The organism is Kribbella sp. NPDC055110, from assembly GCF_053607525.1.
The window spans coordinates 73,556-98,728 of sequence record NZ_JBSGTS010000022.1; the positions used below are offsets into that span (position 1 = coordinate 73,556).

A 25,173-nucleotide genomic window follows, 5' to 3' on the forward strand; every position below is an offset into this window, starting at 1 on the left:
CGAGGTTCGTCCCCCGTCTAACCAATTGGATCCGCACCCCACGGTTGCGACCAGTCGTAACGAATGGTGTCGTCGCCCGCCCGCCACACGTTCGGCGTGGTGTTCACGAGCCAGTCGGCCGGCTCGATCTCACTCACCGCGCCGCCATTGAGCGCCAACCGTATACCGTCGCGCAACGCGCGGTCCGTGCGCTCGGTCCGGGCGGCCGGATCGATCGACAGGAACAACGCCGTACCGGAGCGCGCGACCAGGTCCAGGAACCGTTCGTTCAGCTCCCACGGCGTCTGTGGCGTACAGGGGACGCAGTCGGCGTCGACCGTGAAGAACCGGTTGTGCTGCGGGAGCCGGAACGCGAGCGTGTTGACGCCCATCCTCCGGGTCCGCTCCCAGTCCCGGCCGGACGTGTCGTCGCCGGTGCGCTGGACGTCGACGAGGCCGGCAGCGAGATGGCCGACGGTGTTGCAGCCGATCAGTACGACGCCCTCGGCCGCCGCGCGGATCTCGCGGTAGAACGCGAGGATGATCTCGGCCGTTGTCCGCGACGGGTCATGGAACTGCCAGCCATCGCGCGTCAGCCGTGACCCCATCGCAGGACCGAAAGCACCGAACACGTCGTACGTGCTGAAGTCGTGCTTGACCAGCTCGAAACCCCAGTCCTTGAACCGCTGCAGGTCCGCGCGGACACCGTCCAGGACCTCCGGGTACGACGGATCGAGCGCGCGCCCCGGCTTGTCGTGCGGGCCCTTCGAGGCCAGCGTCGACGGCGCGCGGACCAGGAGCGGGCGGAACCACAGGCCCGGTCGCGCACCGATCGCCTTGATCGCGGCCGCCGTACCGGGCAGGTCGTCGAAGACTCCCGGCGTACCGCGGTCCCAGGGTCCGCCGGAGGCGATTCCGCCCGGGTACCAGCCGTCGTCGACGACGCTGAACGGCTTCACCGGGTGACCGTCGGCGAGCTCGACGATCGTCGACGCGTCCTTGAGGACGGCCTTCTCATCGAAGTTCTCGCCGTACGCGTAGTACCAGTTGTTGGCACCAACTACAGGCCCGGCCACCGGCGCGGGCTCAGGTCGCGCCGGTAGCCGGGTGCTCATGGAGGCGACCGCTGCGTTCAGGGTCAGCCAGGGTGTGCCAGCGTCCTCGAATCGTCGCACGACTGCTGCTGTCAGCGTACGTCCGTCCAGAACCACGGGGCCGCCGCCGTTGCGCAGGTCGAGCCAGAGGGTGAAGCCGTCACCGTCGACCGTCCAGGCGCAGAACGCGTTCGGCTGTACGTCGACGCCCATGCCGAACGTGCCTGCTGCCGAGTGGGCGAGGAAGTACCAAGGCAGGAGGCGCTCGGGTTGCTGGTGACGCCACTGCAGGTCGCCGTACGAACGTTCCCACGCGTCGCCGAGGATCAGCGCGTCGCTCGGCAGCTTCTCCGACCAGCGGAGCGCGACCCGGGAGATCCGCTGGGCCGTGACCTCGACCGCTCCGTCGTACCAGCTGATCTCGGCCCCGGCGCGCGCCGGGGCGACCAACTCTCCCGAGGGATCCACCTGGACGAAAACAGCGCTCGGTTCTCTCACGTGGCTCCCTCGGAGTTAATTTCCCCAGAGACTTTAGTTAGTGCTTCTCGGGCCGGTCAAGGCGGAAACCGCGGCCACGAGACGGTCCACGTCCGACTGGTCCGTGTACGGCGCGAGACCGGCGCGGATCGCACCGGCCGGGCCGAGACCGAGGTGGCGGGCGGGCTCGTAGGCGTAGAACGAACCGGCCGGGGCGTTCACGCCCGCCTTCGCGAGGTGCTCGGAGACCGCCGCCGGGGAGTGACCGTCGACGGTGAAGAGGAGGGTCGGCGTCCGGTTCGCGGCGTGGCCGTAGAGGGTGACGCCGGGGATCGCCTTCAGCCGGGCCTCGAGATCGTCACGGAGCGCGTCTTCGTGCGCACCGGCGGCCTCCAGCGAGCTGATCAGGCGCTCCCGCCGGGTGCCGCCGGTGCCCGCGAGACCGGCGATGAAGTCGACCGCAGCGGTCGTGCCGGCGAGCAGCTCGTACGGCAGCGTCCCGAGTTCGAAGCGCTCCGGTACGACGTCCGTCGACGGCACCAGCTTGTCGGGCATCAACGTCTCGAGCAGCTCGGGCGTCGCGGTCAGTACGCCGAGATGCGGGCCGAAGAACTTGTACGGCGAGCAGACGTAGAAGTCGGCGTACCGCGCGTCGATCGGAGCGTGCGCGGTGAGGTGGACGCCGTCGACGTAGATCAGCGCCCCGGCCTCGTGCACCTGGTCGGCGATCTTCTGCGTGTCGGGGCGAGTGCCCAGGAGGTTGGACGCGGCAGTGACCGCGACGAGGCGCGTGCGGTCGGTGAGCAGCGGGGCGATGTCGTCCAGTTCGGAGGTCTCCGGGTCGAAACCGAGCCACTTGATCGTGGCGCCGGCAGCCTCGGCGGCTTGGACCCACGGGCGGACGTTCGCGTCGTGGTCGAGGCGGGTGACGATCACCTCGTCGCCTGCGGACCAGGACTTGGCCAGAGTGCGGGAGAAGTCGTACGTGAGCTGCGTCATGCTGCGGCCGAACACGATCCCCTGCGCGGTGGTGCCGAGCAGGTCGGCCATCGCCTGGCGGGCGCCGACGACGATCTCGTCGGCGCGACGCTCGGCGGCGGTCAGCTGGCCGCGGTTGGCGAGCGCCGAGGTCATGGTCCGTGCCACCGCGTCGGCGACGGCCTGTGGCGTCTGCGAACCACCAGGGCCGTCGAAATGCGCCGCTCCCTCGTCGAGCGCGGGGAACTGCTTCCGAACGGCGACGACCTCAAAGGCACTCATGCGCGTCATCCTCTCTCGCTCCTGACAGCCGACGCCAGCGCCTGCCCGAATGCGGATATAAATGCGCGAACTGTCGGCGGAGTAGTGCAGGATGTCAGGAGTGAGCACGGTAACGACTACTGACAAGGCACCGGTGCGGGCGTGGCTTCCCGTCATGGTGGCGCTGGCGGCCATCTGGGGCTGCAGCTTTCTGTTCATCTCGGTCGGCGTCCGCGAGTTGCCGCCGCTCTACCTCGCGCTCGGACGGGTGGTCGCGGGATCCGTCGTACTGCTCGCGATCCTCGCCCTGAAACGCGAGCCGCTCCCCCGGGACCCGCGGCTGTGGGCGCACTCGTTCGTGGTCGGGGCGATCGGTTCGGCGATCCCGTGGACCCTGTTCGGGTACGGCGAGGAGCGGATCCCGTCCCTGCTCGCAGGCATCTGGAACGGGATCACCCCGCTGGTCGTGCTGCCCATCGCGGTCCTGATCTTCCGGACCGAAAAGTTCTCGGCGCAGCGCGGATTCGGGCTGCTGATCGGGTTCGTGGGGATGCTCGTCGTCCTCGGAGCCTGGCGGGTGAACGCCGGGGCGGACCTCCTCGGCCAAGGACTGTGCATGCTGGCCGCGGTCTTCTACGGGCTCGCGATCCCTTACCAGAAACGATTCCTGGCCGGGACGACCCTGTCCGGTACAGCGTTGTCCACAAGCTTGTTGCTGTGCGCAACGGTCCAGCTGGCCGTCGTCGCTCCCCTGGTCACCGGGCAGGCTCCCCCGGCGCCGTGGTCGCTGTCACCCAAGGTGGTGCTGAGCGTTCTCGCCCTCGGCGCGCTCGGCAGCGGACTCGCGTTCGTCCTCAACATGCGCAACATCCGGCTGATCGGCGCCAGCCGCTCGTCGATGGTCACGTACCTGATGCCGATCTTCTCGATCATCGTCGGCGTCCTCGTCCTGCACGAACACCTCACCTGGTACCAGCCCGTCGGCGGCCTCGTCGTCCTGCTCGGCGTAGCAGTCTCCCAAGGCGTCCTGGGAGGCTTCCGCCGCAGGGTCCCGGTGGAGGCACCCGCCACCTAGGGGCCGCGGAGGTTGGGGACGGCGGCGACCACCACGGCGACCAGTGCGAGCAGGGTGCCGGCGACGACCGGGGTCGTGATCGGCTTGTCGGCGACCGGTAGGAAGACGTCGATGAACAGGCTCGCGATCAGTTGGCCGGCGATCGTGCCGAGGCCGAGCACGAAGACGCCGACCACTCGAACCACGGCGGCCGCGGCGCTGATGAAGATGACGCCGCACGAGCCGCCGAGGTACAGCCACGGCTCGCTCGGCAGGTGCCGTGGCGCACCGCGCAGCGCGAGATCGACGGCGAACACGATCAGCAGCGCGACGAACCCGACCAGGAAGTTCACGACCCCGGCCGCGACCGCGCCGTACGCATCGGGTGCTGCAGCCCGCGCCACCCGACCGTTAATCCCCTGCTGCACCGCCGTACCGACGCCGGCCAGCGCGGGCAGGATCGCCAGCATCAGACCGTCGGGGTGACTCAGCTGCCCCGACACGGCCAGGCCGACCGCGGCGAGCGCGATCAGTGCGCCGACGATCCGTACGGCGGTGAGCGGCTGCGGGCCGGCCGGACCGAATCCGAGACGGTCGACGACCAGGCTGCTGATCGCCTGCCCGGCCACACCCGCCACCAGGAACACCGCGACACCGATCACAGAGACGGTGATCGACTGCGTCGCGACGAGAAACGCGCCCGCGAGTCCGCCGAGACACTGCCACCAGCGCAGACCGCCGTACCCGCGCATCGGCCGCCGGATCGTCCACCACACCTTGGCCAGCGCGCGCCGAACCGGAGGCACCAGCGCCGTCGCGACCAGCAGGATCAGCAGGCCGGAGCCGAACGAGATCAGCGCCGCCGCGATCCCGTCGCCGAGAATGCCGCCGAGCTCGCCGTTCAGGCGGGACTGGACCGCGACCAGCATCCCGATCCCGAAGGCCGAAGTGAGTCCGACGACGTGGTGCCGCCGGGTCGAGGGCGCGGGACGGGTGGCGGTCGTTGTCACCTCACCATCATGACCGTTCGACCGATAGCGCCTGACACCGGTCCGGATTATGACCGGCGGATCAGCGCCAGGTACATCGCGTCGGTGCCGTGCAGGTGCGGCCAGAGCTGGACATCGGGTCCGTCACCCAGATCCGGTACGCCGGGGAACAGCGGTCGTGCGTCCTCGAGGGTCGCGTCGTCGCGGCGGCTCAGGACAGCGTCGACCACCGCACGGGTCTCGTCGGGATGCGGCGAGCAGGTCACGTACGCGACCACTCCACCCGACCGGGCCGACGTGATCGCCGAGTCGAGCAACGCCTCCTGGAGCGGGCGAAGCTCCTCGACGTCTTCCGGCGTACGGCGCCAGCGGGCTTCCGGACGGCGGCGCAGCGCACCGAGGCCACTGCACGGTACGTCGGCCAGCACGCGGTCGAACGAGCCCTCCGGCCAAGTGGGCTTCGTCCCGTCGCCGACGAGCACCTTGTGGTTGCCGGGGATCGCGCGCAGATTCTGGCGCACCAACTCCGCACGGTGCTTGAGGGGCTCCACAGCGGTCAGCTGACCGTCCGGCATCAGCGCCGCGAGCAGCGCCGACTTGCCGCCTGGTCCCGCGCACAGGTCGAGCCAGTTCGCGTCGTCACCGTCGACCTTCGCGGACGCCAGCGCGATCGCGACGAGCTGCGAACCTTCGTCCTGTACGCCGGCCCGCCCGGTCGCGACCGCTCCGATACGACCCGGATCCCCACCACCGTCGAGCACCGCGCCGTACGGCGACCAACGCGCCGGCACCGCACCGGCATCAACCAGCTCGTCCACGTCCGACAACCCAGGACGAGCCACCAAACTCACCCGCGGCGGCTCATTGTCGGCGACAAGCAACTCCTCCAGGCCCTCGTCGAGAACCCGGTCGAACGCCTCGATCACCCACCGCGGATGGGCTTCGGCGATCGCCAGATACCCCAGGAGATCCTCTGCCGGCGAGGGCGCTGTCGTGGAGATCCACTGGTCCAGCGAGCGCTGACTGATCTTGCGTAGCACCGCGTTGACCAGGCCCGTGCGCTTCTGTCCGAGCTCGGACCGAGTGAGAGTGACCATCTCGTCCACCGCGGCGTACGAGTCAACCCGCATGTTGAGCAGCTGATGGGCGCCGAGGCGGAGCACGTCCAGGAGTTCGGGGTCGAGGTCCGCGAGTGGACGCGAGACGCACCGCGCCAGGAACGCGTCGTACGTCCCCTGCCAGCGCAGCGTGCCGTGCACCAGCTCGGTGCAGAACGCGGCATCACGGCCGCCGAGTCGCGCGTCGCGGAGGGCCTTGTTGAGTGCGAGGTTCGCGTAGCCGCCCTCAGCGGTCACCTGGCGGATGACCTGGTACGCAACCCGCCGTACCGGATCCGGACGCCGCTGCGGCGCCCTGTTGCGCGCGTTCCGATCACTCACCTAGAACGTCCTCGTCAGTGAGCCGGATGCCGCGGGCCCAGTCGGCCGCAGCCATCGGCTTCTTGCCCTGCGGCTGGACCGTCACGAGTTCGATCGCCTTGCTCCCGGTGCCGACCTTCACACTCGACTTGGTCGCCTGCAGCTCGCCGGGCTTCAGCTCGTCGTCGCTCAGCCGTACGGCGAGGATCTTCAGCCGCTCGCCACGGAACGTCGTCCACGCACCGGGTGCCGGGTTGCACCCGCGCACGAGCCGATCGACGCGCTGCGCCGGCGCGTTCAGATCCAGCTCGGCGTCCTCGACCGTGAGCTTCGGCGCCAGCGTCACCCCGTCGGCCGGCTGCTCGCGGGCCTCCAGCACACCGGCCTCGATCCCGTCGAGCGTGTCGACGAGCAGCTTCGACCCGGACACCGCGAGCCGCTGCAGCAGGTCGCCGGACGTGTCCTCGGGGCCGATCGGTTCGGTGAGTACGCCGTACACCGGGCCGGCATCGAGCGCCTTCACGATCCGGAACGTGCTCGCCCCGGCCACGTCGTCGCCCGCGATGATCGAGTGCTGCACCGGCGCGGCCCCGCGCCACGCGGGCAGCACCGAGAAGTGCAGGTTGATCCAGCCGTACCGGGGGATGTCGAGCGCCGCCTGCGGCAGCAGCCCGCCGTACGCGACGACAGGGCAGCAGTCCGGCGCGATCTCCCGCAGCCGGGCCAGGAACTCGGGGTCGCTCGGCTTCACCGGCTTCAGGATCTCGATTCCGCCGAGCTCCTCGGCGTACTGCGCGACCGGCGACGCCACGAGCTTGCGGCCCCGGCCCGCGGGCGCATCCGGGCGGGTCACGACCCCGACCAGTTCGTGGCGACTGGCAACGATCGCCTCGAGCGCGGTGACGGCGGGTTCCGGCGTACCGGCGAAGACGACTCTCACAGCTGGAATCCGTTCGTGGGGTGCGGCGAGACCTTGAGCTGGGGCGGGCCGCTGAGGCCGGACCAGTCGGACTCGCGGATCGCCTTCATCGCCTGCTTACGGGTCTCGCGGTCCAGCCGATCCACGAACAGGACGCCGTCCAGGTGGTCGGTCTCGTGCTGGATGCAGCGGGCCAGCAGGTCCGAACCCTCGATCACCACGGGTTCGCCGTACATGTTGAAGCCCTTGGCGATCACCGACTGGGCGCGGCGGCAGTCGAAGGTCAGGCCGGGGATCGACAGGCAGCCCTCCGGGCCGAACTGCTCCTCGAGCGACAGCGTCAGCTCCGGGTTGATCAGGTGCCCCAGCTCGCCCTCGACGTGGTACGTGAACACGCGCAGGCCGACACCGATCTGCGGCGCGGCCAGGCCCGAACCGGGCGCGTCCTGCATGGTGTCGGTGAGGTCCGCGACCAGGCGGCGCAGCTCGGCGTCGAAGTCGACGACCGGGTCGGCCTTGGTGATCAGCACGGGGTCGCCGAACAGGCGGATGGGTTGGACGGACACAGACACTCCACAGCACTCCACGGACCTGGACCGGGCAAGTCTACGGGGCGCACCTGGCGGATTCCCGACCGGTGGCCTCTCCCGTTTGTTGCCACAAGCACGTACTGTGGTCCCAGGCGTACCCTCAGTCACTGCCGTCACACGCCGCTCGGGAGACCCAATGCTCACAGCAGCACGGGGGGCCACTCTGATCGTCCTGGGTGCACTGCTCACCCAGGCACCCCTCACCGCCCAGGCCTACCAACCGCACGACGCCGCACGTCCCGCCGCGCCGCCTACTGGACCGACCTCTGGACCGACCTCTGGAGTGCCGGAGGCGAGGTCGTGGAGTGAGGTGGTTCAGGAGGTCACGGAGACGTCGCCGGGTGATGTGCAGCTCCGGTCGGCGGATACGTCGGCACAGGCTGCCTCGATGCTCCGGTGTTTCAAGCTCGATACCGAGAACTACTGCCTCGGCCTCGGCTTCGTCAGCCAGGTGCCGACCGGCGCCCAGCGGCATGCACTCATGGCCGAGCCGAACCTGCGCACCGCGGACGAGACCGCCACGGAGACCGGTGATCTGACGCCGGCCGCGTTCGTGGCCGAGCGCGCCGCGATGCCGAAGAGCCGGCGCGTCACCGCCGAACTCGACGAGATGGAAGCCGCCTGGAACGGCCGCGAGAAGGCCCGTGAACTCCGCCAACTCGCCGAAACCGAAACCCCACCCCCGAACCCAGAACCCACACCGGCGCCGACTCCAGTCGCGACTCCGGTGCCGACTGCGACGCCGACATCGACTCCGACTCCGACTGCGACTCCGGTGCCGACTAGGACTGTTCCTACTGTCGGTACGCCCACGGAGGTGCCGTCGACTCCGGCTGCTCCGGTGGTGGCGCCTGCGTCGGCGTACATCATGAAGGGGTTCCAGACCTCGCAGGAGAAGGGGTACTGGTGTGGTCCGGCGACGTTCCAGTCGATCGACTGGGCCGACGACAACCAGAAGGACACCCAGGCGTCCTGGGCGAAGGATCTCGGTTCGACCTCGGGGGGTACGGCGATCTCCGCGATGGTGAAGCAGACGAACCTGAAGACCGCCTGGCCCAAGTCCGCCGGCACGTACATCGTGCAGAACGTGTCGAGCTGGAACGCGCAGACCTTCTTCACCGTGCACCAGAAGCACCTCGGCGTGTACAAGGCCCCGGTGATCGAGCACGTCCAACTGCTGAAGCGGTACTTCCCGTACCTCGCCTTCAACCACAGCGGGCACTACCAGGTCGGCCGCGGCTACGACAAGGCGAAGGGCACGATCGCGATCTTCGAGGTGTTCAACGAGCGCCGCTTCAACAGCCGCGGCAACGTCACCGACGGCCCGAAGAACATCCCCGCAAGCGCGCTGTTCAACGCCACCTTGGCCAACTCGTTCCAGAACATCGGGCTGTAAATGCGTCGCCGTACCGTTGCCGTCAGCACCCTTCTGCTCCTGACCGTGGCGGGCTGCTCCTCCACCCCACCGGAAAGCAGCCCGTCACCTAGCAGTTCATCACCTAGCCGCCCGACGCCGACTCGGCCAACAGACACAGGTACGGCGCTGCCCGCCTGGGCAAACGTCCTGCGCCAACCGGTCGACGGTCAGCACCTCGTCACCCAGCAACGCAAGTACGTCGTGACGCGCGGCAGCGACGAGGCCGGTACGACGACCATCGCGGACCGCGCCACCAAGAAGGTCGTCGTACGGCACGTGCCCGCGAGCGGTTTCATCGCCCAGTCCCCCGTCGTCATCGACGACCACTGGGCGCTGATCGAGGACATTCGCACCGACGGCCCCGACCCGCAGATCAAGATCCTCCGCTACGACCTCACGACAGGCAAGGCCGCCTCGCCGACCGCACTCCCGCCCGTCTCCGAGCCGGAGATCGGCGCGTACGACGGCACGTTCGCCTACAGTTCCACCGACGCGAAGAACCGCTCCTGCCTGATCGTCGCCGATCTCGCGACGCTGAAGTCCCGCACCGTCACCTGCGTCGCGGCACCTGGCTACGTGGCCGATCCCGTGGTATCGGCGGACACGGTGACGTTCAGCGAGATCATCGCGCCGGAGACCGCCGGCCGCTGCAAACGGATCCTCACCGCTCCGCTGGCCGGAGGCGCCGCACAACCGGTGCCTGCAGCAACCAACTGCATCCAGTGGAGCGGCGCGACGGTCCGCGGCGCGACGGTCTGGTCCGAGGTCGCGGCCGCAGACCCGGATCAGTACCAGAGCAAGGCGTACGTCCGGGAGTCCGGCGACTCCCCCGCCCGCGCACTCGGCACTGTCGTCACCGACACGATTCTTGCCTGCGGCAACTGGATCCTGTGGGAGACGAGGACGGTCGGTTCGGGCGGCGAGGAGACCTACCAGATCAGCCGCTGGCGCTCCGGTCTCTCTGCCCCGCAACGGCTGTACGCCGCCAAACCCGGGGTCGCGCTCACGCCGATGACGTGCCAGGACAACACGGTGTACGTCGAAGCGGCGTACCTCGCGAGCACCCCGACGTACACCGAAACCATCTCCGCCGCACTCTAAGGGCGGTCTTCTGGCCCGGAAGTCACCGGATCACTGGAGTGGCAGGCCGCGCGCACGCAGCTGGGTCCGCAGGTCCGCGGCGCCGGTGAAGACCTCGGCGTCGAGCCCGACCGCACGCGCACCGTCGACGTTGTACGCCATGTCGTCGGTGTAGAACGTGCGCGCCGGATCCAGGCCGAACCGGTCGATCAGGATGCGGTAGATCTTCTCGTCCGGCTTCACCGTCTGCTCGACCCCGGACACGATCTCGCCGTCGAAATGGGTGAGGATCGGGAACGCCTCCTTGGCGACCTCCCACTTGTCGCCGGAGAAGTTCGTCAACGCGTACGTCGGTACGCCGAGCGCCTGGAGCTCCGCGAGTACCGCTGCGGTGTCCTCGAACACGCCCTTGACCATCTTCAGCCAACCGGTGTCGTACGCCTCGATCCACTCGGCGTGCTCCGGGTGCAGACTGGTCAGCTCGACCACCGCCTCCGCCCACGGCCGCCCCTCGTCCAGCTTGTGGTTCCAGGCCGGTGAGGCCACGTTGGTCAAGAAGTGCGTCCGCTGCTCCTCGTCCGGAATGAGGTCCGCGTACAAGTACGTCGGACTCCAGTCCAGCAACACCCCACCGATATCGAACACCACTACGTCGATCGTCCGTGCGCTCATACGGGCAACCCTACGAGACCCGCCGAGAACGGTGCCGCGGCCTTCACGGTCCGCAGGATCGGGACGGTCTCGATCGCGGTGATGTGTTCGATCGCGCCGACGCGTTCGGTCAGGTAGGTGTGCAGGGCGTTCGGGCTCGCGCAGATCGCTTGCGCGACGAGATTGGTCCGGCCCGTCGTCGCGGCGACAAAACCGAGTTCGTCGTGCTCGGACAGCCCGCGACCGACCGCGTCGAGGTGTGCGGGTGGCACGGACAACCACAACATCGCGCTCGTGGTGAAGCCGAGTGCGGACGGGTCGACGTCGACATCGAAGTAGATCGCGCCACTGTGCTGCAGCTCCTCCAGCCGTCGCGCAACGGTCGCAGCTGACCACCCCGTCCGCACGGCGAGCTCCGCGTGCGTAGCCCGCCCATCCGCACCGAGCGCAGCCAACAGCTTCCCGTCACCAGCATTCAACCCCCGCACCACTCCCCGCCCCGCGCCCACATCCGCCACCCCAGCCGCAAACGCGCTCTCTTGGGCCGCCGTGAGGGCTTTTGCGCGTCCTCGCCAGGCTGCTGGACCGCCGACGTACATGTGCAGCAGGTAGTGCGCGGACACCGACGTGATGCCGGCGGTCCGCGGGATGTCGTGCAGGAGCAGCGCGTTCCCGTCGGACTGGGTGCTGTGCACGATCGACACGATCTCGGTACCGCCGGACGCCAGCTTGATCCAGCTGGTGTCGGAACGCCGGGAGAGTGCTCCCGCAAGATCTTGCGCCGCGTGCGGAGCGGCTGTGAGTCGGAGCAGCCACTGCGCCCGACCCGCGACCTCCGGATCCGGCAGGCCGATCACCCGCAGTCCAGCCTCGGCCCGCAGCCGGTTGAACCGCCGCGCGACGGTCTGTGTGGAGACGCCGAGCACCTCCCCGATCCGGCTGTACGGCGCCCTGCCGTCGAGCTGCAACGCGTGCACCAGACCCCGGTCGATCGCATCCACCATAGTGATGATCATCGCTCCAGCGGCGTTCCAATGGAAGATTCCCTCAGATTTTGTCTGCTCGATGGAAGATCATTCGTCCCCAGCGGATGGTGGCGCCATGACGAACAAACCCACCGCCCTGCCATTCCAGACCGAGATGCGATGGATCGGCTTGATCGCCCTGCTGGTCGCCGAGGCGATGAATCTGCTCGACGCGACGATCGTCCAGGTCGCGGCGCCGGTGATCCACACGGAGCTCGGCGGCCGGACCGCGGACATCCAGTGGTTCAGCGCGGCGTACACGCTGCCGTTCGCGGCCTTGCTGATCACCGGCGGCCGGCTCGGCGACCGCTTCGGCCGACGGCGAATGTTCCGCGTCGGCGTGACGGTCTTCGTCCTGACCTCGGCCGCCTGCGCACTCGCCACAGCTCCGGGCGAACTGATCAGGTTCCGCGCGGTCCAAGGCGCCGCGGCCGCCCTGGTGATCCCGCAGACCATCGGCCTGATCAGGTCGAGCTTCACGGGGAGCGGTCTCTCGAAGGCGCTCGGCACGATCGGTCCGGTGATGGGCCTGGCCGGCATCTCTGGTCCGCTGCTCGGCGGCTTCATCACCGAGGCCAGCTCCTGGCGAGTCGTCTTCCTGGTGAACGTGCCACTCGGCGTCGGCGTACTCGCCCTGTCGCACCGGCTCCCCGAGTCCGCCTCTCCCCAACCGCCACGGATCGACGTCCTCGGAACGCTGTTCCTCACCGGCGGTACGGCGCTCGTCGTCTACCCGATCCTGCAGTCCCGCGACTGGTTCCTCCTGGCGGCCGGAGTCGCGCTACTCGGGTTGTGCCTACTGCGGAAGGACGGTCGACTGATCGAGCGGAGCCTCTTCGCACACCGCGGGTTCGCACCAGCGCTCGTCACGTCGACGTTGTTCTTCGCGGTGCTGAGCGGTCTGACGTTGGTCGTCGTACTGCATCAGCAGCTGACCTTGCACCACAGCGTGCTGCGCTCGAGCCTCGCGTTGCTGCCCTGGTCCGCGGCAACCGGGATCGCGTCGCTCGTCGCCGGCCAGTGGTTGGTCACGCGGCTCGGGTCCCGCTTGATGTACGTCGGACTCGGCGTACTGCTCCTCGGTCTCGCGATCGCGCCGTACCTGCTCCTGCCCGCACTGGCTGTCGGCGGAGCCGGTGTCGGACTGTTCACGACCGCGTTCTTCACCGAGGCACTGCACCGGGTGGGGCCGCACGAGACCGGGTCCGCGGCCGGACTCCTGAACGCGGTGCAACAGTTCGGCGGAACGCTCGGGGTCGCGGTGTTCGGCACGATCTTCCTGCGGCACCCGGCGACGATCGATCGCGCGGCGTGGGTAGCGGTTGCGGTCATCGTGGTGACAGTCGCGACCGCTCACCTCATGCGTTCGAGTTGGCGCGGGCGTGCAGGGCGGGGGCCAGTGCGTACTGGCCGATGAAGATCGCGACGCCGAGGACGGCGCAGGCGAGCCAGGTGGTGGTGGAGCCGAGGTGCTCGAGGGCGTTGGTGCCGGCCAGTGGGCCGATCACCGTGCCGACGCCGAACGCCATACCGGACAGGCCCATGTAGCGGCCGCGCAGGTCGATCGGCGCGAGGTCGGCGAACACCGCGCCGATGACCGCGGCGAAACCGATCTCCCCGATCGTCCACACCACGACCGATATTCCGTAGCCCCACCAGGTGTGCACGACCGCTCCCAGACCGAACCCGAGCCCGACCACCAGCATCGAGGAGGCCAACAGTTTCGGCCGGTCGAGCTTCGCCATCCATCGGCCGAGGAACGGCTGGGCGAGCACGATCACCACGCCGTTGAGTGCGATCACGAGCCCGTACGTCCGCGACGACAGACCGTCTCCCGCCATCGCCAGTGGAAGCGTCGAGTACCCCTGCATGTAGATGGTCGCGTAGCCGATCTGGATCAGGACCATCAGCAGGAACACCGTGTCGCGCGCGACCACCGGCAGCAGCGCCCGCCCGACCGAGTTGTCCTCGGGCGCCGGGCGGCTCTCCGGCACCATCATCCAGATGACCAGACCGGCAATCACCGACGTGGCGGCATTCACCCAGAACAGCAGGCCATAGCCGAAGGATGCCAGGACGCCGGCACTGACGGTCGAGACGGAGAAGCCGAGGTTGATCGCCCAGAACAGGAGGCCGTACGCGCGGACCCGCTCGGTCGGTTGCAGCAGGTCCGCGACCGTTGCCTGGACCGCCGGGCGGAACAGGTCGCCCAGCAGGCCGACCAGGAAGGCGGTCACCCAGATGAGCACCATCGAACGGGCGGATCCGAGCAGGATCAACGCGGCGCCGGTGCCGAAGAAGCAGATCAGCATCGTCACGCGGCGTCCGGCCCGGTCGGACAGCCAGCCGCCGACGAGCTGCGCGCAGACGGTTCCGGCCCCGACAGCGGCCGCGACCGCTCCCGCTGTACCAGCGGAGAGGTGCCGATCGTGGGTCAGGTAGAGAACAAGGAACGGTTGCACGAAGCTGCCGAGCCGGTTGACCAGCTGGCACACCCACAACGCCCAGAAGGCCCGCGGCAGTGCGGTGGGCGTGGGGTTGCCGACGGCGATTGCGCTCATAGGTCAACTGTCCGGGCTCGCCACGGCCTTGTCGACGATTAGGCTCAGAGCTAATCTGACCCGGTGATCACGATCAGGCTGAACGCCGGCGACATCGGGCGGATCCGGTTCGCGCTGTCGCCGGTCTGGGAGGCCGTGACGAGTGTGCGGGCGCTGAGCAACAACACCGCGCGCAGCGTGCACGGGCCGTGGCTGCAGAAGGTCCGGCCGACGATCGAGGGCGATGACCTGACGTTGCTCAGGGCCCTCATTCCGTCGTACGGCTATATCCCGGACTTCATCACCCCGGCCCCGCCGCGCCGGTCGACGAGCCTGGAGTCGGGCCTCGCCGCGATCGCCGCGACACCGCACGCGCTGGTCGCCGACGAGCTCGCGAAGCTGCACGCGGAGAACCCGAGCCCGATGCTGCCCGAGCTGATCGCGCACCCGGCGAAAGCGCTGGACGTGATCACAAAAGCGCTCGAGACGTACTGGCGACGCGCGATCGAGCCCGACTGGCGGCGGATGCGTTCGCTGCTGCAGGAGGATCTCGCGTTCCGGCTGGACGAGCTGGCCAGTGGTGGGATTGAGAGGCTGTTCCGCAACCTGCATCCGTCGATCAAGTACGCCGACGACCGCATCGAGATCGATCGGCCGTTCTGCTGCGACGGCGAACCGATGACCGGACAGGGCCTGCTGCTGGTGCCGTGCGTCTTCACGTGGCCGGCCGGGCTGGCCGTCACCGCAGCACCGCACGTCCCGACCGTCACGTATCCGCCGCGCGGCCTCGGCCGTCTGTGGGAGGACCGTCAGGACACCACCGACTCCCCACTCGCCGACTTGGTCGGCCGCACCCGAGCCGCGATCGTCAGCCACCTCGACCTACCCATGTCCACAACGCATCTCGCCCACCAGCTAGGCGTCACGGCCCCCACCCTCAGCGTCCACCTCAGCATCCTCCGCAACGCCGGCGTAGTGACGTCCCGCCGCGACGGCCGCACTGTCCTCTACTACCGCACTCCCCTGGGCCACCAGCTCCTCACCGCCGCAACCCCCCTCGCCACCTCAGCGTGAGCGCTGCAGCCCACCTCGGGCGTTAGGTGTGGCTGCTGCCGGATATGTGCAGGTCGACAGTACGTATACGTCCACTGTCCGCCGATCCGGCCCACGGCACGGTGCGCGGTAACGGGTGCTAGACGTATACGTACTGTCGAGATGCAGTTTTCGGCGGACCGCGTCCACACAGGAGCACCGTCAGCCGGTTGCCGGAGGAACGGACACCCTTTGGGCGCACCAGACAGGAAATACCAGGTGCCAGCTCACCAGAACCTGTCTCACGACCCCAGTCCGTGACTGCGGCGCGGGAGCGGACCAGGTCAGCCGAAGGTTGGGGGGTCTACCTGGATTCGGACTGTGCCGGGGTTTTTCTTGGTGGTGCGGGCTGATTGGGCTTCTTTGAGGGAGCGGACGAGGGCGGTGCCGTGGGTGCGGGGGGTGCGGACGACGGCTCGGACGGTGTCTTCGTCGAGGTCGACCGGGCCGAGGACCTCGAGGCCGGCGGACGGTGGGATCAGGTCGCGGACGCGGGTGACGAGGTCGTTGACGGATTCGGCCGGGCCGGTGAGTTCGGCGAGTTTGGCGGCCGGGGCGAGGCGGGCGGTACGGCGTTCCTCGATCTCGCGGGCGGCGTACCCCTCGGGGCTCCATCGCACGATCGCCTGCAGCGGCAGCGCCGACGGGTCGCCGACCAGGATCACCATCCCGCCGGAGCTAGCCGGACGGACCAGGGCGGCCGCGTTGAACCAGCGGCGTACGGCCTCTTCGGATGCCCTGAGGTCGGGGCGCGCGAGCATCAGCCACGTGTCGAGGAGTAGCGCTGCGCTGTACCCGCCCTCGGCGACCGGTTCGGCCCCTGGCGTGCTGACGATCAACGCCGGCGCATCCGGTACGACGTCGAGCATGTTGTCCCCGCCCGACGTACGCACCACGACACCGGGGAACGCGCGCCCGAGTTCCTCCGCCGTACGCCGTGCGCCGATGATCGCCGCGCGCATCCGGGTGTCCCCGCACTCCGGGCACCGGTGATCCGCCGCCGGCCGGCCGCACACGCTGCAGCTCGCCGGCCCGGATCCCCCGGTACGGCGCAACGTCCCGCCACACGTGGAGCACCGCGAAGGCGCCCGGCACGTCTGGCACACCAAACTCGGCAAGTACCCGGCCCGCGGCACCTGCACCAGCACCGGCCCGGTCCGCAGACCCTCGCGCGCGATCTCGAACGCCCGGGACGGCAACCGCGCCGCGCGCGCCGACGGATCGCGCGCCAGGTCGATATCCGACTCCCCCGCGATGTGCACCGACGGCGCCGCCGCCCGCGTCACCTTCCGGTCCGCGATCAGCTCGTGCGCGAACCCGGACTCCACCAACGCCGCCGCCTCCGCGGACCGCGCGTACCCTCCGATCAGCGCCGCGCATTTCTGCCGGAACGCCCGGAGCAGCAGGACTTCCCGGGCATTCGGGTACGGCGCGCGCGGCTCGGCGTACGACTCGTCGCCGTCGTCCCACATCGCCACCAGCCCGAGATCCGCCACCGGAGCGAACGCCGCCGCGCGCGTCCCGATCACCACCCGCGCACGGCCGTGCAACGCGGACAGGAACGCGCGATAGCGAGCCGTCGGACCCAGATCCGCCGACAACGTCACGAACCCGGACTCGCCCAGCACCTCCGCACACGCAGCCGCGAGCCGCTCCAGGTCGCGCGCGTCCGGCGCCAGCAAGAGCGCGCCCCGGCCCGACGTCGCACACACTGCCGCGGCCTGCGCGAACGCGAGCGGCCAATCAGCTCCCGGTACGGCAGTCCAGACCGCACGCGGCTCCTCTCCTCTGGCAAGCGCGTCCAGAAAGCCAGGAGGGTACGGCGACCACTCCGAGCGGGACGTCGACACCGGCGGACGCGGCGGCTGATCGCAGTGCAGCGACTCGCCCTCGACCTTCGCGTGCCGCGGCGGAACCGCGAGCCGTGTGACGTCCGCGAGCACCCCGGCGTACCGATCGGCGACTGCTCGGCACAGGTCCGCGATCTCCGGCGTGAGCACCTGCTCGGGCGAAACGACCTTGCGGAGCCGGACCAGCTTGCCGTCGTGGTCCGACGCGTCGAGCCGCTCCAGCACGAACCCGTCGAGGTCCTTGCCGGCGAACCGCACCTTCACCCGCGCACCGGGCTGCGCGGCCGCGGCCAGGTCGTCCGGCACCAGGTAGTCGAACGGCCGGTCCAGGTGCGGGAGCGAGACATCGACCGCGATCCGGGCCACCGGCAACGTCGTGGTGATCTCGGCCGGTTCCTTGGTTCGTGACTTGCGAACGGTGTCGCGCAGCAGCGTCAACTGCTCCGGCGAGTCTCCGTTCGATGTCACCGGGAAACTGTAGTCGTCCGCGACGACACTCCGTCGGAGGCCGACGGCCCGCCTGTGGACAACTAACGGCCCGGCCGCCGTGTAGGCGACCGGGCCGTCTGTAGTGCTTACTTGGTGACCGCGGCCTTGAGGGCCTCGACGCGGTCCGTGCGCTCCCAGGTGAAGTCCTCGCCGGTGCGGCCGAAGTGGCCGTTCCGCGCGGTCTGGGCGTAGATCGGCCGGAGCAGCTCCAGGTCGCGGATGATCGCGGCCGGCCGCAGGTCGAAGACCTCACGGACCGCGGCGGCGATCTTCTCCACCGCGACCTTCTCGGTACCGAACGTGTCGACGTAGAAACCGACCGGCGCGGCCTTGCCGATCGCGTACGCGACCTGGCACTCGACCCGGTCCGCGAGCCCCGCCGCGACGATATTCTTCGCCACCCAGCGCATCGCGTACGCCGCCGAGCGGTCCACCTTGGACGGGTCCTTGCCGGAGAACGCGCCGCCGCCGTGCCGCGCCATCCCGCCGTAGGTGTCGATGATGATCTTCCGCCCGGTCAGCCCGGCGTCGCCCATCGGGCCGCCGATCTCGAACCGGCCGGTCGGGTTCACCAGCAGCTTGTAGTCGGCCGCGTCGATGTCGAACTGCTCGAGCACCGGGTCGACCACGTGCTTCTTGATGTCCGGCGTCAGCATCGAGTCCAGGTTGATGTCGGCCGCGTGCTGGCTGGACACCACCACAGTGTCGATCCGGACCGCCTTGTCGTCGTCGTACTCGACCGTGACCTGGGTCTTGCCGTCCGGCCGCAGGTACGCCAGGGTGCCGTTCTTACGAACCTCGGCGAGCCGCTCGGACAGCCGGTGCGCGATGGTGATCGGGAGCGGCATCAGCTCCGGCGTCTCGTTGGACGCGTAGCCGAACATCAGTCCCTGGTCGCCTGCCCCCTGCAGGTCCAGTTCGTCCTTGGACGCGTCCGACCGCGTCTCGTACGCCGTGTCGACACCCTGTGCGATGTCTGGGGACTGGCTTCCGATCGCGACCTGCACCCCACAGGACGCGCCGTCGAAACCCTTCAGGGACGAGTCGTAGCCGATCTCGAGGATGCGCGCGCGCACGATCCCCGGAATATCGACGTACGCCGTCGTCGTGACCTCACCCGCGACGACGACCAGACCCGTGGTGATCAGGGTCTCGACCGCAACCCGGCTCTTCGGGTCCTCGGCCAGCAGCGCGTCGAGGATGGAGTCGCTGATCTGGTCAGCGATCTTGTCCGGGTGACCTTCGGTCACGGACTCGGACGTGAAAAGGCGCCTCGCCACAGTTCTCCCTCGGATTCCTCTTGTGCCGCCCGGTTGCGCGTTGGCACAGCCGCACGATCCCCCCATGCACCGGCGGTTGGCGATGCATCTTGGGAAGTATGCCAGCAGTTTCCACCCGAGTCCCGGTGACGCTCCGAATTCATCCAGGATACGAGATTCGCGATCATATCCTGGACAGGAGGTCCTGGATCAGGCGTGCGCGCCGACCGTCACGTCGCCGAGTGTGAGCGACGGCGCACAATCAGGCGCGCCGCCAAGGATGGCAGCCAACCGGTCCACCTCGGCGTCCAGAAGCTTGCGGCGGCGGCGGTTCAGCGGGGTCAGCGCCTCGACCGTCACGTGCAGCTTCCGGCCGGCCTTGTTGTGGTGCCAGACGCCGGCCACGATGCCGTCGACGAGAAGCAGCGGGTAGTTGCCGGCCTGGCCGCGGGCGGTCGCGCGGTCGAACGCCTTGCCCGGAAAGAGCAGTTCGCGCGGGTAGCTGCCTACGCCGTACGCGTCGAAGTACGGCAGCAGCCTCACGCCCTCCGCGCGCTCGTCGGGCAACTCGTCGTCGGGAGCGATCCACGCGGTCTGGCCGTTGAGCTCGACCTGCGGCAGGTCCTCGAAGTACGGCTTCACCATCGTCGGCGTGGCCTTGAGCCAGCGGGCGAACTGCTGCGGCGTCGCGGGACCGTAGGAGTAGAGGTACCGGTGCAGGAGTTCGGTGAGCGCTTTCTCAGCGGGCATCGGGTCGAACGCGCGGAGCCGGTGCGGATTCGAGTACGTCGTGAGTCGGCCGCGCATCGGCCCGTGGCAGAGGACACCGGCGTGCGCGGCGACGTGGACCGCCTGACGCCAGCGGGCCCAGGCGCCCTGGAAGGCCGGGATCGTCGGCGTCCGGGCCCATTCACCGGTACGCCGTACGACTTCCTCCGTGAGCTCGTCGACGGTCAGATCGGCGTTGGCAAGGGCCTCACCGATCGCGACCACGACCTGGTCGAGCTCGTCCGGCGTCATGCGGATGGGTTCGGGCTGCTGGCCGCCCGCCGACAGCACTGACAGCGCACCGGTCCACATCGGCAGGTCGTCGAGCGGCAGCAGGTGCACGGTCCCGCGCGGCCCGAACGTCTTCACCAACCCTTCGTCGCGCTGCACCGACTCACGGTCAGCTCCGTCCACGCGCAGCGCCACAGACACCTCACCCGCCGCCGCGATCTGCGCATGCGCCCCACACATCGCCCGCACAGCATCCACCGGCGACCCAGCCGCCTCGGTCAGCCCATGCCGCCGCACCCGCCGCGCAACCACGGCCTCCCAGGAGATCTCCATACCCTCAGCCTAGGAGCGGAAGCGGACAGCTTCTGACCTCCACCCACCCCAGGCTCGCAGTACACAGGTCACTTTGTGCACCAGATCCGCAGCAGCGGAGGCTGAGCCCACGGATCCGGTGCACAAGGTGCGATCCGCGCGAGGCTGGGCGACGAAAACCTCGGGCTCTTTGCGGCTTCCTAGGGCAGGCTGGGGGCGTGACTACGACCATTCGGACGGCGATTACCGACGCCGATTATGAAGCCTGGCGGGCGGTGCGGATTGCGGTTATGCCGTACGAGCGCTGCCCGTCCGTCGCCGAGCTCCGCGACCTCGACCGACCCGGCCGGCTGATGCTGCTGGCGGAGATCGACGGCGAGGTGGTCGGCAGCGGCGTGGCGGATCGCTCGGGCGACGGCGAGCGGGCGGCGCTGGCGCCGCGCGTCCATCCGGACTTCCGCCGCCGCGGCGTGGGAACCGACCTGCTGCGGGCGCTCGCCGACCATGCCGTTGCCCAGGGCTACGACACTGCAGGAGCCAGTGTCGACGACGAGGGGTCCCGGCTCTTCGCTGAGCGGTTCGGCTTCGTGGAGAGGAATCGGGAGGTCGAGCAACTACGGAAGATCGGCGACGAGCCGCAGCCGGCGCCGCCGACGGAGTACCAGATCGTCTCGGTCGCCGAACGCCCGGAGCTGTGGGCGGCCGCCTATCACCAGGTCGCGCTGCCGACCTTCCCGGACATGGACCACCCGATCGCGCTGAAGGTTTCCGAGGACGACTGGGCGAAGGAATGGATCAACGACCCGGCCGCGATGTTCGTTGCCGTCGCCGGTGACGAGGTGATCGGCGTGGCGGGGCTGATGCTCGACTCCGATCGCCCCGAGCGCGCCGAGGTCGCCTACACCGCCGTACGCCGGGAGTGGCGGGGCAAATCGGTCGCCGCAACCCTGAAACGCACCAGCATGGCATGGGCCGCCGCCAACGGAATCACCGAGATCTACACCTGGACGCAGCGCGGCAACGACGCGATGCGCCGCCTCAACGAACACCTCGGCTTCACCTACGGCATCGTCAGCATCAGCCTGCGCGCGCCGCTGCCGCTTTAGTGCCAGTGGGCGGCGACGAGGTTCCAGATCACGCCGGCTAGAGCGTCTTTGCTCCCCGAGGGGACGGGGAGGGCGTTGCCGGCGCGGTCGAGGATGACAGCCTCGTTGAGGTCGCTCCCGAAGACCTTGCCGCCGGAGACGTCGTTGACGACGAGGAGGTCGCAGCCCTTGCGTTCCAGCTTGGCGCGGCCGAGCTCGAGGACGGTGTGGTCGGCGTCGCCGGTCTCGGCGGCGAACCCGACGATCACCTGATCGGTGCGGGACCGGTCGTGCGAGATCGTCTGCAGGATGTCCGGGTTCTGCACCAGGCTGACCGCTGGCACCGAGCCGTCGGCGGTCTTCTTGATCTTGTGCTCCGCGACAGCGGCCGGGCGGAAGTCGGCCGGAGCCGCCGCCATTACGATCGCGTCCGCATCGGCGGCGCGTCCGGTGATCTCGTCGTACAGGTCGCGGGTGCTGGTGACCGGGACGACCTGGACGCCGGCCGGGTCGGGCAGCTCGGAGTTGGCCGCGACCAGCGTGACCTTGGCGCCGCGGGCGGCCGCGATCCGGGCGAGGGCGTAGCCCTGCTTGCCGGACGACGAGTTGCCCAGGTACCGCACCGGGTCGAGGTGCTCACGCGTCCCGCCGGCGCTGATCAGCACGTGCTTGCCGGTCAGGTCGGCGACCGACTGGCCGGCCGCGCGGGCGGCCTCGTCGGCGAGCATCAACTGGCTGATCGCGAAGATCTCCGACGGCTCCGGGAGCCGGCCGCGGCCGGTGTCGGCGCCGGTCAGGCGCCCGACCGCGGGCTCGAGGACCGTGATCCCGCGGGAACGCAGCGTCGCGACATTCGCCTGGGTCGCCGGGTGCTCCCACATCTCGGTGTGCATGGCGGCCGCGAACAGGATCGGGCAGCGCGCGGTGAGCAGGGTGTTCGTGAGCAGGTCGTCGGCCAGCCCGTGGGCGGCCTTGGCGATCAGGTTCGCGGTCGCGGGCGCCACCACGACCAGCTCCGCCGCCTTGCCGATCCGGACATGCGGGACCTCTTGCACGTTGTCGAACGGGTCGGCGGTCACCGGCTGACCGGACAGCGCCGCCCAGGTCGCCGCGCCGACGAACTCCAGCGCGGCCGCCGTCGGCACCACACGCACGCTGTGCCCGGACTCGGTCAGCCGGCGGAGCAGATCACAGACCTTGTACGCCGCGATACCGCCGCCGACGCCCAGCACGACGTTGGGCTTGTGCTTGGGCACGACATCAGCCCCCGGAGCGTGCTCGGTTCCGGGGGTCTGGTCACCGGTTGCGGACATCTGTTTCTAGGGGACTACGCGGACTTCTCCGCGGCAGAGGCTTCCGCCTCGGCCTCGGGGTCGATGTCGGTGCAGGTCAGCACGCCCTCGTTGATCTCGCGCATGGCGATCGACAGCGGCTTCTCCTGGACGTGCGTCTCGACCAGCGGTCCGACGTACTCCAGCAGGCCCTCGCCGAGCTGGGAGTAGTAGGCGTTGATCTGCCGCGCGCGCTTGGCCGAGTACAGCACCAGCTTGTACTTGGAGTCGGTGCGGGTGAGCAGGTCGTCGATCGGCGGGGACGTGATGCCGATGGCGACGGGCTGGTTGCCAGACAAGGTCAGGCCTTTCCAGAGATGTGGGGTGATCGAATCAACTTTACCAACTGATCGGCAGCTTCCCGAACCGAGGCGTTGACGATCGTCACGTCGAACTCCTTCTCGGCCGCCAGTTCGACGGTCGCGGTCTCCAGCCGCCGCTCCCGCTCCTCCGGCGTCTCGGTGCCGCGGTAGAGCAGACGGCGCACCAGCTCGTCCCAGCTCGGCGGAGCCAGGAAGACGAACTGCGCCTCCGGCATCGACGCGCGGACCTGGCGCGCACCCTGCAGATCGATCTCCAGCAGCGCCGGCCGGCCGGCGGCGAGCTTGTCGAGCACGGGCTGCCGCGGCGTCCCGTAACGGGCCGCCTTGTGCACCACCGCCCACTCCAGCAACTCGTCTTCGGCGATCATCCGGTCGAACTCGGCGTCGGAGACGAACAGGTAGTGCACGCCGTGGACCTCGCCGGGTCGGGGTTTGCGGGTGGTCGCGGACACCGAGATCCAGATGTCCGGGAAGCGTTCGCGGATCTCCGCCGCGACCGTCCCCTTCCCCACCGCGGTCGGTCCGGCCAGCACGGTCAGCCGCGCGGGGCCGTCGGCGGCCCGGCCCGGCTCGTTCGAGACGTTCTGCGAGTGCGTGGTCATCGTCACACCAGTGTCCAACGAGCCGGTCGAGGTTTCAGACACGGTCTCAGTCTGGATCACTCGGCGAATTCGCGCTCGAGCGCGGCGATCTGGTTCGAGCCGAGGCCGCGCACCCGCCGCGTCTCCGAGATCCCCGCGCGCGCCATGATCTGCTGGGCGCGGACCTTGCCGACCCCCGGGATGCACTGCAGCAGCTGGCTGACCCGCATCTTGCCGATGACGTCGTTCTTCTGCCCCTCGTGGAGCACCTCCGTCGGAGACGCTCCCGAGTGCCGGATCCGGTTCTTGATCTCGGCTCGTTCACGCCGCGCCGCCGCGGCCTTGTCCAGAGCGGCCGCACGCTGCTCCGGCGTCAAAGAAGGAAGTGGCACCGTTTCACCTGTCCCGTTGTATGGCTTCGCAAGGGAACCTAACACGGGTTCAGCCCGTGTTCGGGCGCTGGTGGAACAGAGTCGCGGGACAAGCGGGCGATTGGAACGATCAGTTGATCAGTTCAGTGCCGGAAGGTCCACCTTGCAGCTGTCCTTGGCCTGGCTGGTGATGTTCTTGTACGCCGTCATCACGCTGCCGGTCTGCTTGCTCAGTTTCCCCAGCGCGGCGGCGTCCGTACCGGCCTTCTTGGCCTTCTCCGCGAACGCGACGACGACACCCCAGTCGTCCTTCACGTCCTTCGGCGCGGACTCCTGGAGCTTCTTCGCGTCGTCCAGGATCTTCACGTAGTCGACCGGCTTCTGCGGGTCGACGTCGACCGCCTTGGCGGCGTACTTGGCGAGGTCCACGCAGTACGCCTGCTCGTCGGTGCAGGCAGTCAGCACACCTGCGGTTGCGGCCATGGTCGCGAGTACGGCGAGAGAGCGCTTCACGACGTTCACGCTACAGGTAGGCGGGACTACTGGGCGAAACCGCTCAGAGAGGGCACGCGCTGGTGGGACGGAACGGGCAGAGCCGTCCCACCAGGCTGCGCCGACGGCAGCTCAGCTACCGGCGCCCGGCAGGTCGATCTTGCAGGAGTCCTTCGCCTGCTTGGTGATCGCGTCCATCGCCGGCTGGATCTTGGAACCGTCGGACTTGGCCAGCTCCATCAGCTTGTTGGTGTCGCCCTTGGCCGCCTGCGCCTTCTCGGCGTAGTCGATGACGACCTTCCAGTCGTCCTGGATGTCCTTCGGCGCCGACTTCGAGACCTTCTTCGCCTGGTCCAGCATCTTGCCGACCGCGTCGGAGTCCTTGATGTCCAGGTCCTTCGCCGAGTCGACGTAACCCTTCAGGTCACCGCAGTAGTTGCCACCCGAGCAGGCCGTCAGGGCACCAACACTCATCGTCACAACGGCCGCGAGGGCTGCCAGCTTCCGCATCGTGTTC

General features: G+C 69.1%; 24 protein-coding genes. 6 read left to right on the forward strand and 18 right to left on the reverse strand.

Annotation, left to right across the window (positions count from 1 at the left end; genetic code table 11):
- Positions 1-17: 17 nt before the first annotated feature.
- Positions 18-1,571 carry a hypothetical protein gene (locus ACWF0M_RS28485; RefSeq protein WP_452238792.1) on the reverse strand — a complete coding sequence of 518 codons (1,554 nt, stop codon included), beginning with the start codon at positions 1,569-1,571 and terminating at the stop codon, positions 18-20.
- 33 nt (positions 1,572-1,604) lie between these two features.
- Entirely contained in the window at positions 1,605-2,810 is a 1,206-nt protein-coding gene (locus tag ACWF0M_RS28490; protein WP_452238793.1) for a cysteine desulfurase-like protein, read from the reverse strand.
- A gap of 100 nt (positions 2,811-2,910) precedes the next feature.
- Between ACWF0M_RS28490 and ACWF0M_RS28495 the strand changes: the two genes are divergently transcribed.
- Entirely contained in the window at positions 2,911-3,864 is a 954-nt protein-coding gene (locus tag ACWF0M_RS28495; protein WP_452238794.1) for a DMT family transporter, read from the forward strand.
- On the opposite strand, the gene ACWF0M_RS28500 is transcribed toward ACWF0M_RS28495, so the two are convergent.
- From ACWF0M_RS28500 to def, 4 genes are read right to left on the reverse strand one after another with little or no spacing between them, the layout of a single operon-like run.
- Complete coding sequence (locus ACWF0M_RS28500; RefSeq protein WP_452238795.1) at positions 3,861-4,853, reverse strand: DMT family transporter; 993 nt, start codon at positions 4,851-4,853, stop codon at positions 3,861-3,863. The genes ACWF0M_RS28495 and ACWF0M_RS28500 overlap by 4 nt on opposite strands.
- Positions 4,854-4,900: 47 nt before the next feature.
- Complete coding sequence (locus ACWF0M_RS28505) at positions 4,901-6,271, reverse strand: RsmB/NOP family class I SAM-dependent RNA methyltransferase (RefSeq protein WP_452238796.1); 1,371 nt, start codon at positions 6,269-6,271, stop codon at positions 4,901-4,903.
- The gene (fmt, locus tag ACWF0M_RS28510; RefSeq protein WP_452238797.1) at positions 6,264-7,190 is read right to left on the reverse strand and encodes a methionyl-tRNA formyltransferase; all 927 of its coding nucleotides are present in this window, start codon (positions 7,188-7,190) and stop codon (positions 6,264-6,266) included. Before fmt ends, ACWF0M_RS28505 begins: the two co-directional genes overlap by 8 nt.
- The gene (gene def, locus ACWF0M_RS28515) at positions 7,187-7,735 is read right to left on the reverse strand and encodes a peptide deformylase (RefSeq protein WP_452238798.1); all 549 of its coding nucleotides are present in this window, start codon (positions 7,733-7,735) and stop codon (positions 7,187-7,189) included. Before def ends, fmt begins: the two co-directional genes overlap by 4 nt.
- A 412-nt stretch (positions 7,736-8,147) precedes the next feature.
- Between def and ACWF0M_RS28520 the strand changes: the two genes are divergently transcribed.
- Both ACWF0M_RS28520 and ACWF0M_RS28525 read left to right on the forward strand, forming a co-directional pair.
- The gene (locus tag ACWF0M_RS28520; RefSeq protein ID WP_452238799.1) at positions 8,148-9,155 is read left to right on the forward strand and encodes a C39 family peptidase; all 1,008 of its coding nucleotides are present in this window, start codon (positions 8,148-8,150) and stop codon (positions 9,153-9,155) included.
- Positions 9,156-10,277, forward strand: a complete 1,122-nt coding sequence (locus ACWF0M_RS28525) for a hypothetical protein (protein ID WP_452238800.1) — start codon at positions 9,156-9,158, stop codon at positions 10,275-10,277.
- Between the two features lie 30 nt (positions 10,278-10,307).
- Here ACWF0M_RS28525 and ACWF0M_RS28530 read toward each other — a convergent pair whose 3' ends face one another.
- Together ACWF0M_RS28530 and ACWF0M_RS28535 are read right to left on the reverse strand one after the other, a co-directional pair.
- On the reverse strand, positions 10,308-10,928 hold the full coding sequence (locus tag ACWF0M_RS28530; RefSeq protein ID WP_452238801.1) for an HAD family hydrolase: 621 nt from the start codon (positions 10,926-10,928) through the stop codon (positions 10,308-10,310).
- Entirely contained in the window at positions 10,925-11,911 is a 987-nt protein-coding gene (locus tag ACWF0M_RS28535; RefSeq protein ID WP_452238802.1) for an Lrp/AsnC family transcriptional regulator, read from the reverse strand. Before ACWF0M_RS28535 ends, ACWF0M_RS28530 begins: the two co-directional genes overlap by 4 nt.
- Before the next feature lie 97 nt (positions 11,912-12,008).
- On the opposite strand from ACWF0M_RS28535, the gene ACWF0M_RS28540 reads away from it, so the two are divergent.
- Positions 12,009-13,349, forward strand: coding sequence for an MFS transporter (locus tag ACWF0M_RS28540; RefSeq protein WP_452238803.1), 1,341 nt, complete (start codon positions 12,009-12,011; stop codon positions 13,347-13,349).
- On the opposite strand, the gene ACWF0M_RS28545 is transcribed toward ACWF0M_RS28540, so the two are convergent.
- Entirely contained in the window at positions 13,291-14,493 is a 1,203-nt protein-coding gene (locus tag ACWF0M_RS28545) for an MDR family MFS transporter (protein ID WP_452238804.1), read from the reverse strand. The two genes, ACWF0M_RS28540 and ACWF0M_RS28545, sit on opposite strands and share 59 nt — an antisense overlap.
- 63 nt (positions 14,494-14,556) lie before the next feature.
- On the opposite strand from ACWF0M_RS28545, the gene ACWF0M_RS28550 reads away from it, so the two are divergent.
- Entirely contained in the window at positions 14,557-15,546 is a 990-nt protein-coding gene (locus ACWF0M_RS28550; RefSeq protein ID WP_452238805.1) for an ArsR/SmtB family transcription factor, read from the forward strand.
- A 302-nt stretch (positions 15,547-15,848) separates the two neighbouring features.
- Here ACWF0M_RS28550 and ACWF0M_RS28555 read toward each other — a convergent pair whose 3' ends face one another.
- The 3 genes from ACWF0M_RS28555 to ACWF0M_RS28565 form a co-directional block, all read right to left on the reverse strand.
- Positions 15,849-17,882 (reverse strand): primosomal protein N', encoded by a 2,034-nt coding sequence (locus ACWF0M_RS28555; RefSeq protein WP_452238806.1) that lies wholly within the window; start codon positions 17,880-17,882, stop codon positions 15,849-15,851.
- 107 nt (positions 17,883-17,989) lie between these two features.
- Positions 17,990-19,183: a methionine adenosyltransferase gene (gene metK, locus ACWF0M_RS28560; RefSeq protein WP_452238807.1), complete on the reverse strand. Its 1,194-nt coding sequence runs from the start codon at positions 19,181-19,183 to the stop codon at positions 17,990-17,992.
- Positions 19,184-19,372: 189 nt separating this feature from the next.
- Positions 19,373-20,494: a winged helix DNA-binding domain-containing protein gene (locus ACWF0M_RS28565; protein WP_452238808.1), complete on the reverse strand. Its 1,122-nt coding sequence runs from the start codon at positions 20,492-20,494 to the stop codon at positions 19,373-19,375.
- 197 nt (positions 20,495-20,691) lie between these two features.
- Between ACWF0M_RS28565 and ACWF0M_RS28570 the strand changes: the two genes are divergently transcribed.
- Positions 20,692-21,579, forward strand: coding sequence for an N-acetyltransferase family protein (locus tag ACWF0M_RS28570; protein ID WP_452238809.1), 888 nt, complete (start codon positions 20,692-20,694; stop codon positions 21,577-21,579).
- Here the strand turns inward: ACWF0M_RS28570 and coaBC are convergent.
- From coaBC to ACWF0M_RS28600, 6 genes are all read right to left on the reverse strand, one after another.
- Positions 21,576-22,871, reverse strand: coding sequence for a bifunctional phosphopantothenoylcysteine decarboxylase/phosphopantothenate--cysteine ligase CoaBC (gene coaBC, locus ACWF0M_RS28575; protein ID WP_452238810.1), 1,296 nt, complete (start codon positions 22,869-22,871; stop codon positions 21,576-21,578). The genes ACWF0M_RS28570 and coaBC overlap by 4 nt on opposite strands.
- 14 nt (positions 22,872-22,885) lie before the next feature.
- Entirely contained in the window at positions 22,886-23,188 is a 303-nt protein-coding gene (gene rpoZ / locus ACWF0M_RS28580) for a DNA-directed RNA polymerase subunit omega (protein ID WP_452238811.1), read from the reverse strand.
- Between the two features lie 2 nt (positions 23,189-23,190).
- Positions 23,191-23,814: a guanylate kinase gene (gmk, locus tag ACWF0M_RS28585; RefSeq protein WP_452238846.1), complete on the reverse strand. Its 624-nt coding sequence runs from the start codon at positions 23,812-23,814 to the stop codon at positions 23,191-23,193.
- Between the two features lie 56 nt (positions 23,815-23,870).
- On the reverse strand, positions 23,871-24,185 hold the full coding sequence (gene mihF / locus ACWF0M_RS28590; RefSeq protein ID WP_130388471.1) for an integration host factor, actinobacterial type: 315 nt from the start codon (positions 24,183-24,185) through the stop codon (positions 23,871-23,873).
- Between the two features lie 117 nt (positions 24,186-24,302).
- A complete protein-coding gene (locus ACWF0M_RS28595; protein WP_452238812.1) occupies positions 24,303-24,677 on the reverse strand; it encodes a hypothetical protein in 375 nt (124 codons plus the stop codon).
- Between the two features lie 111 nt (positions 24,678-24,788).
- Complete coding sequence (locus ACWF0M_RS28600; protein ID WP_452238813.1) at positions 24,789-25,166, reverse strand: hypothetical protein; 378 nt, start codon at positions 25,164-25,166, stop codon at positions 24,789-24,791.
- Between the last annotated feature and the right edge of the window lie 7 nt (positions 25,167-25,173).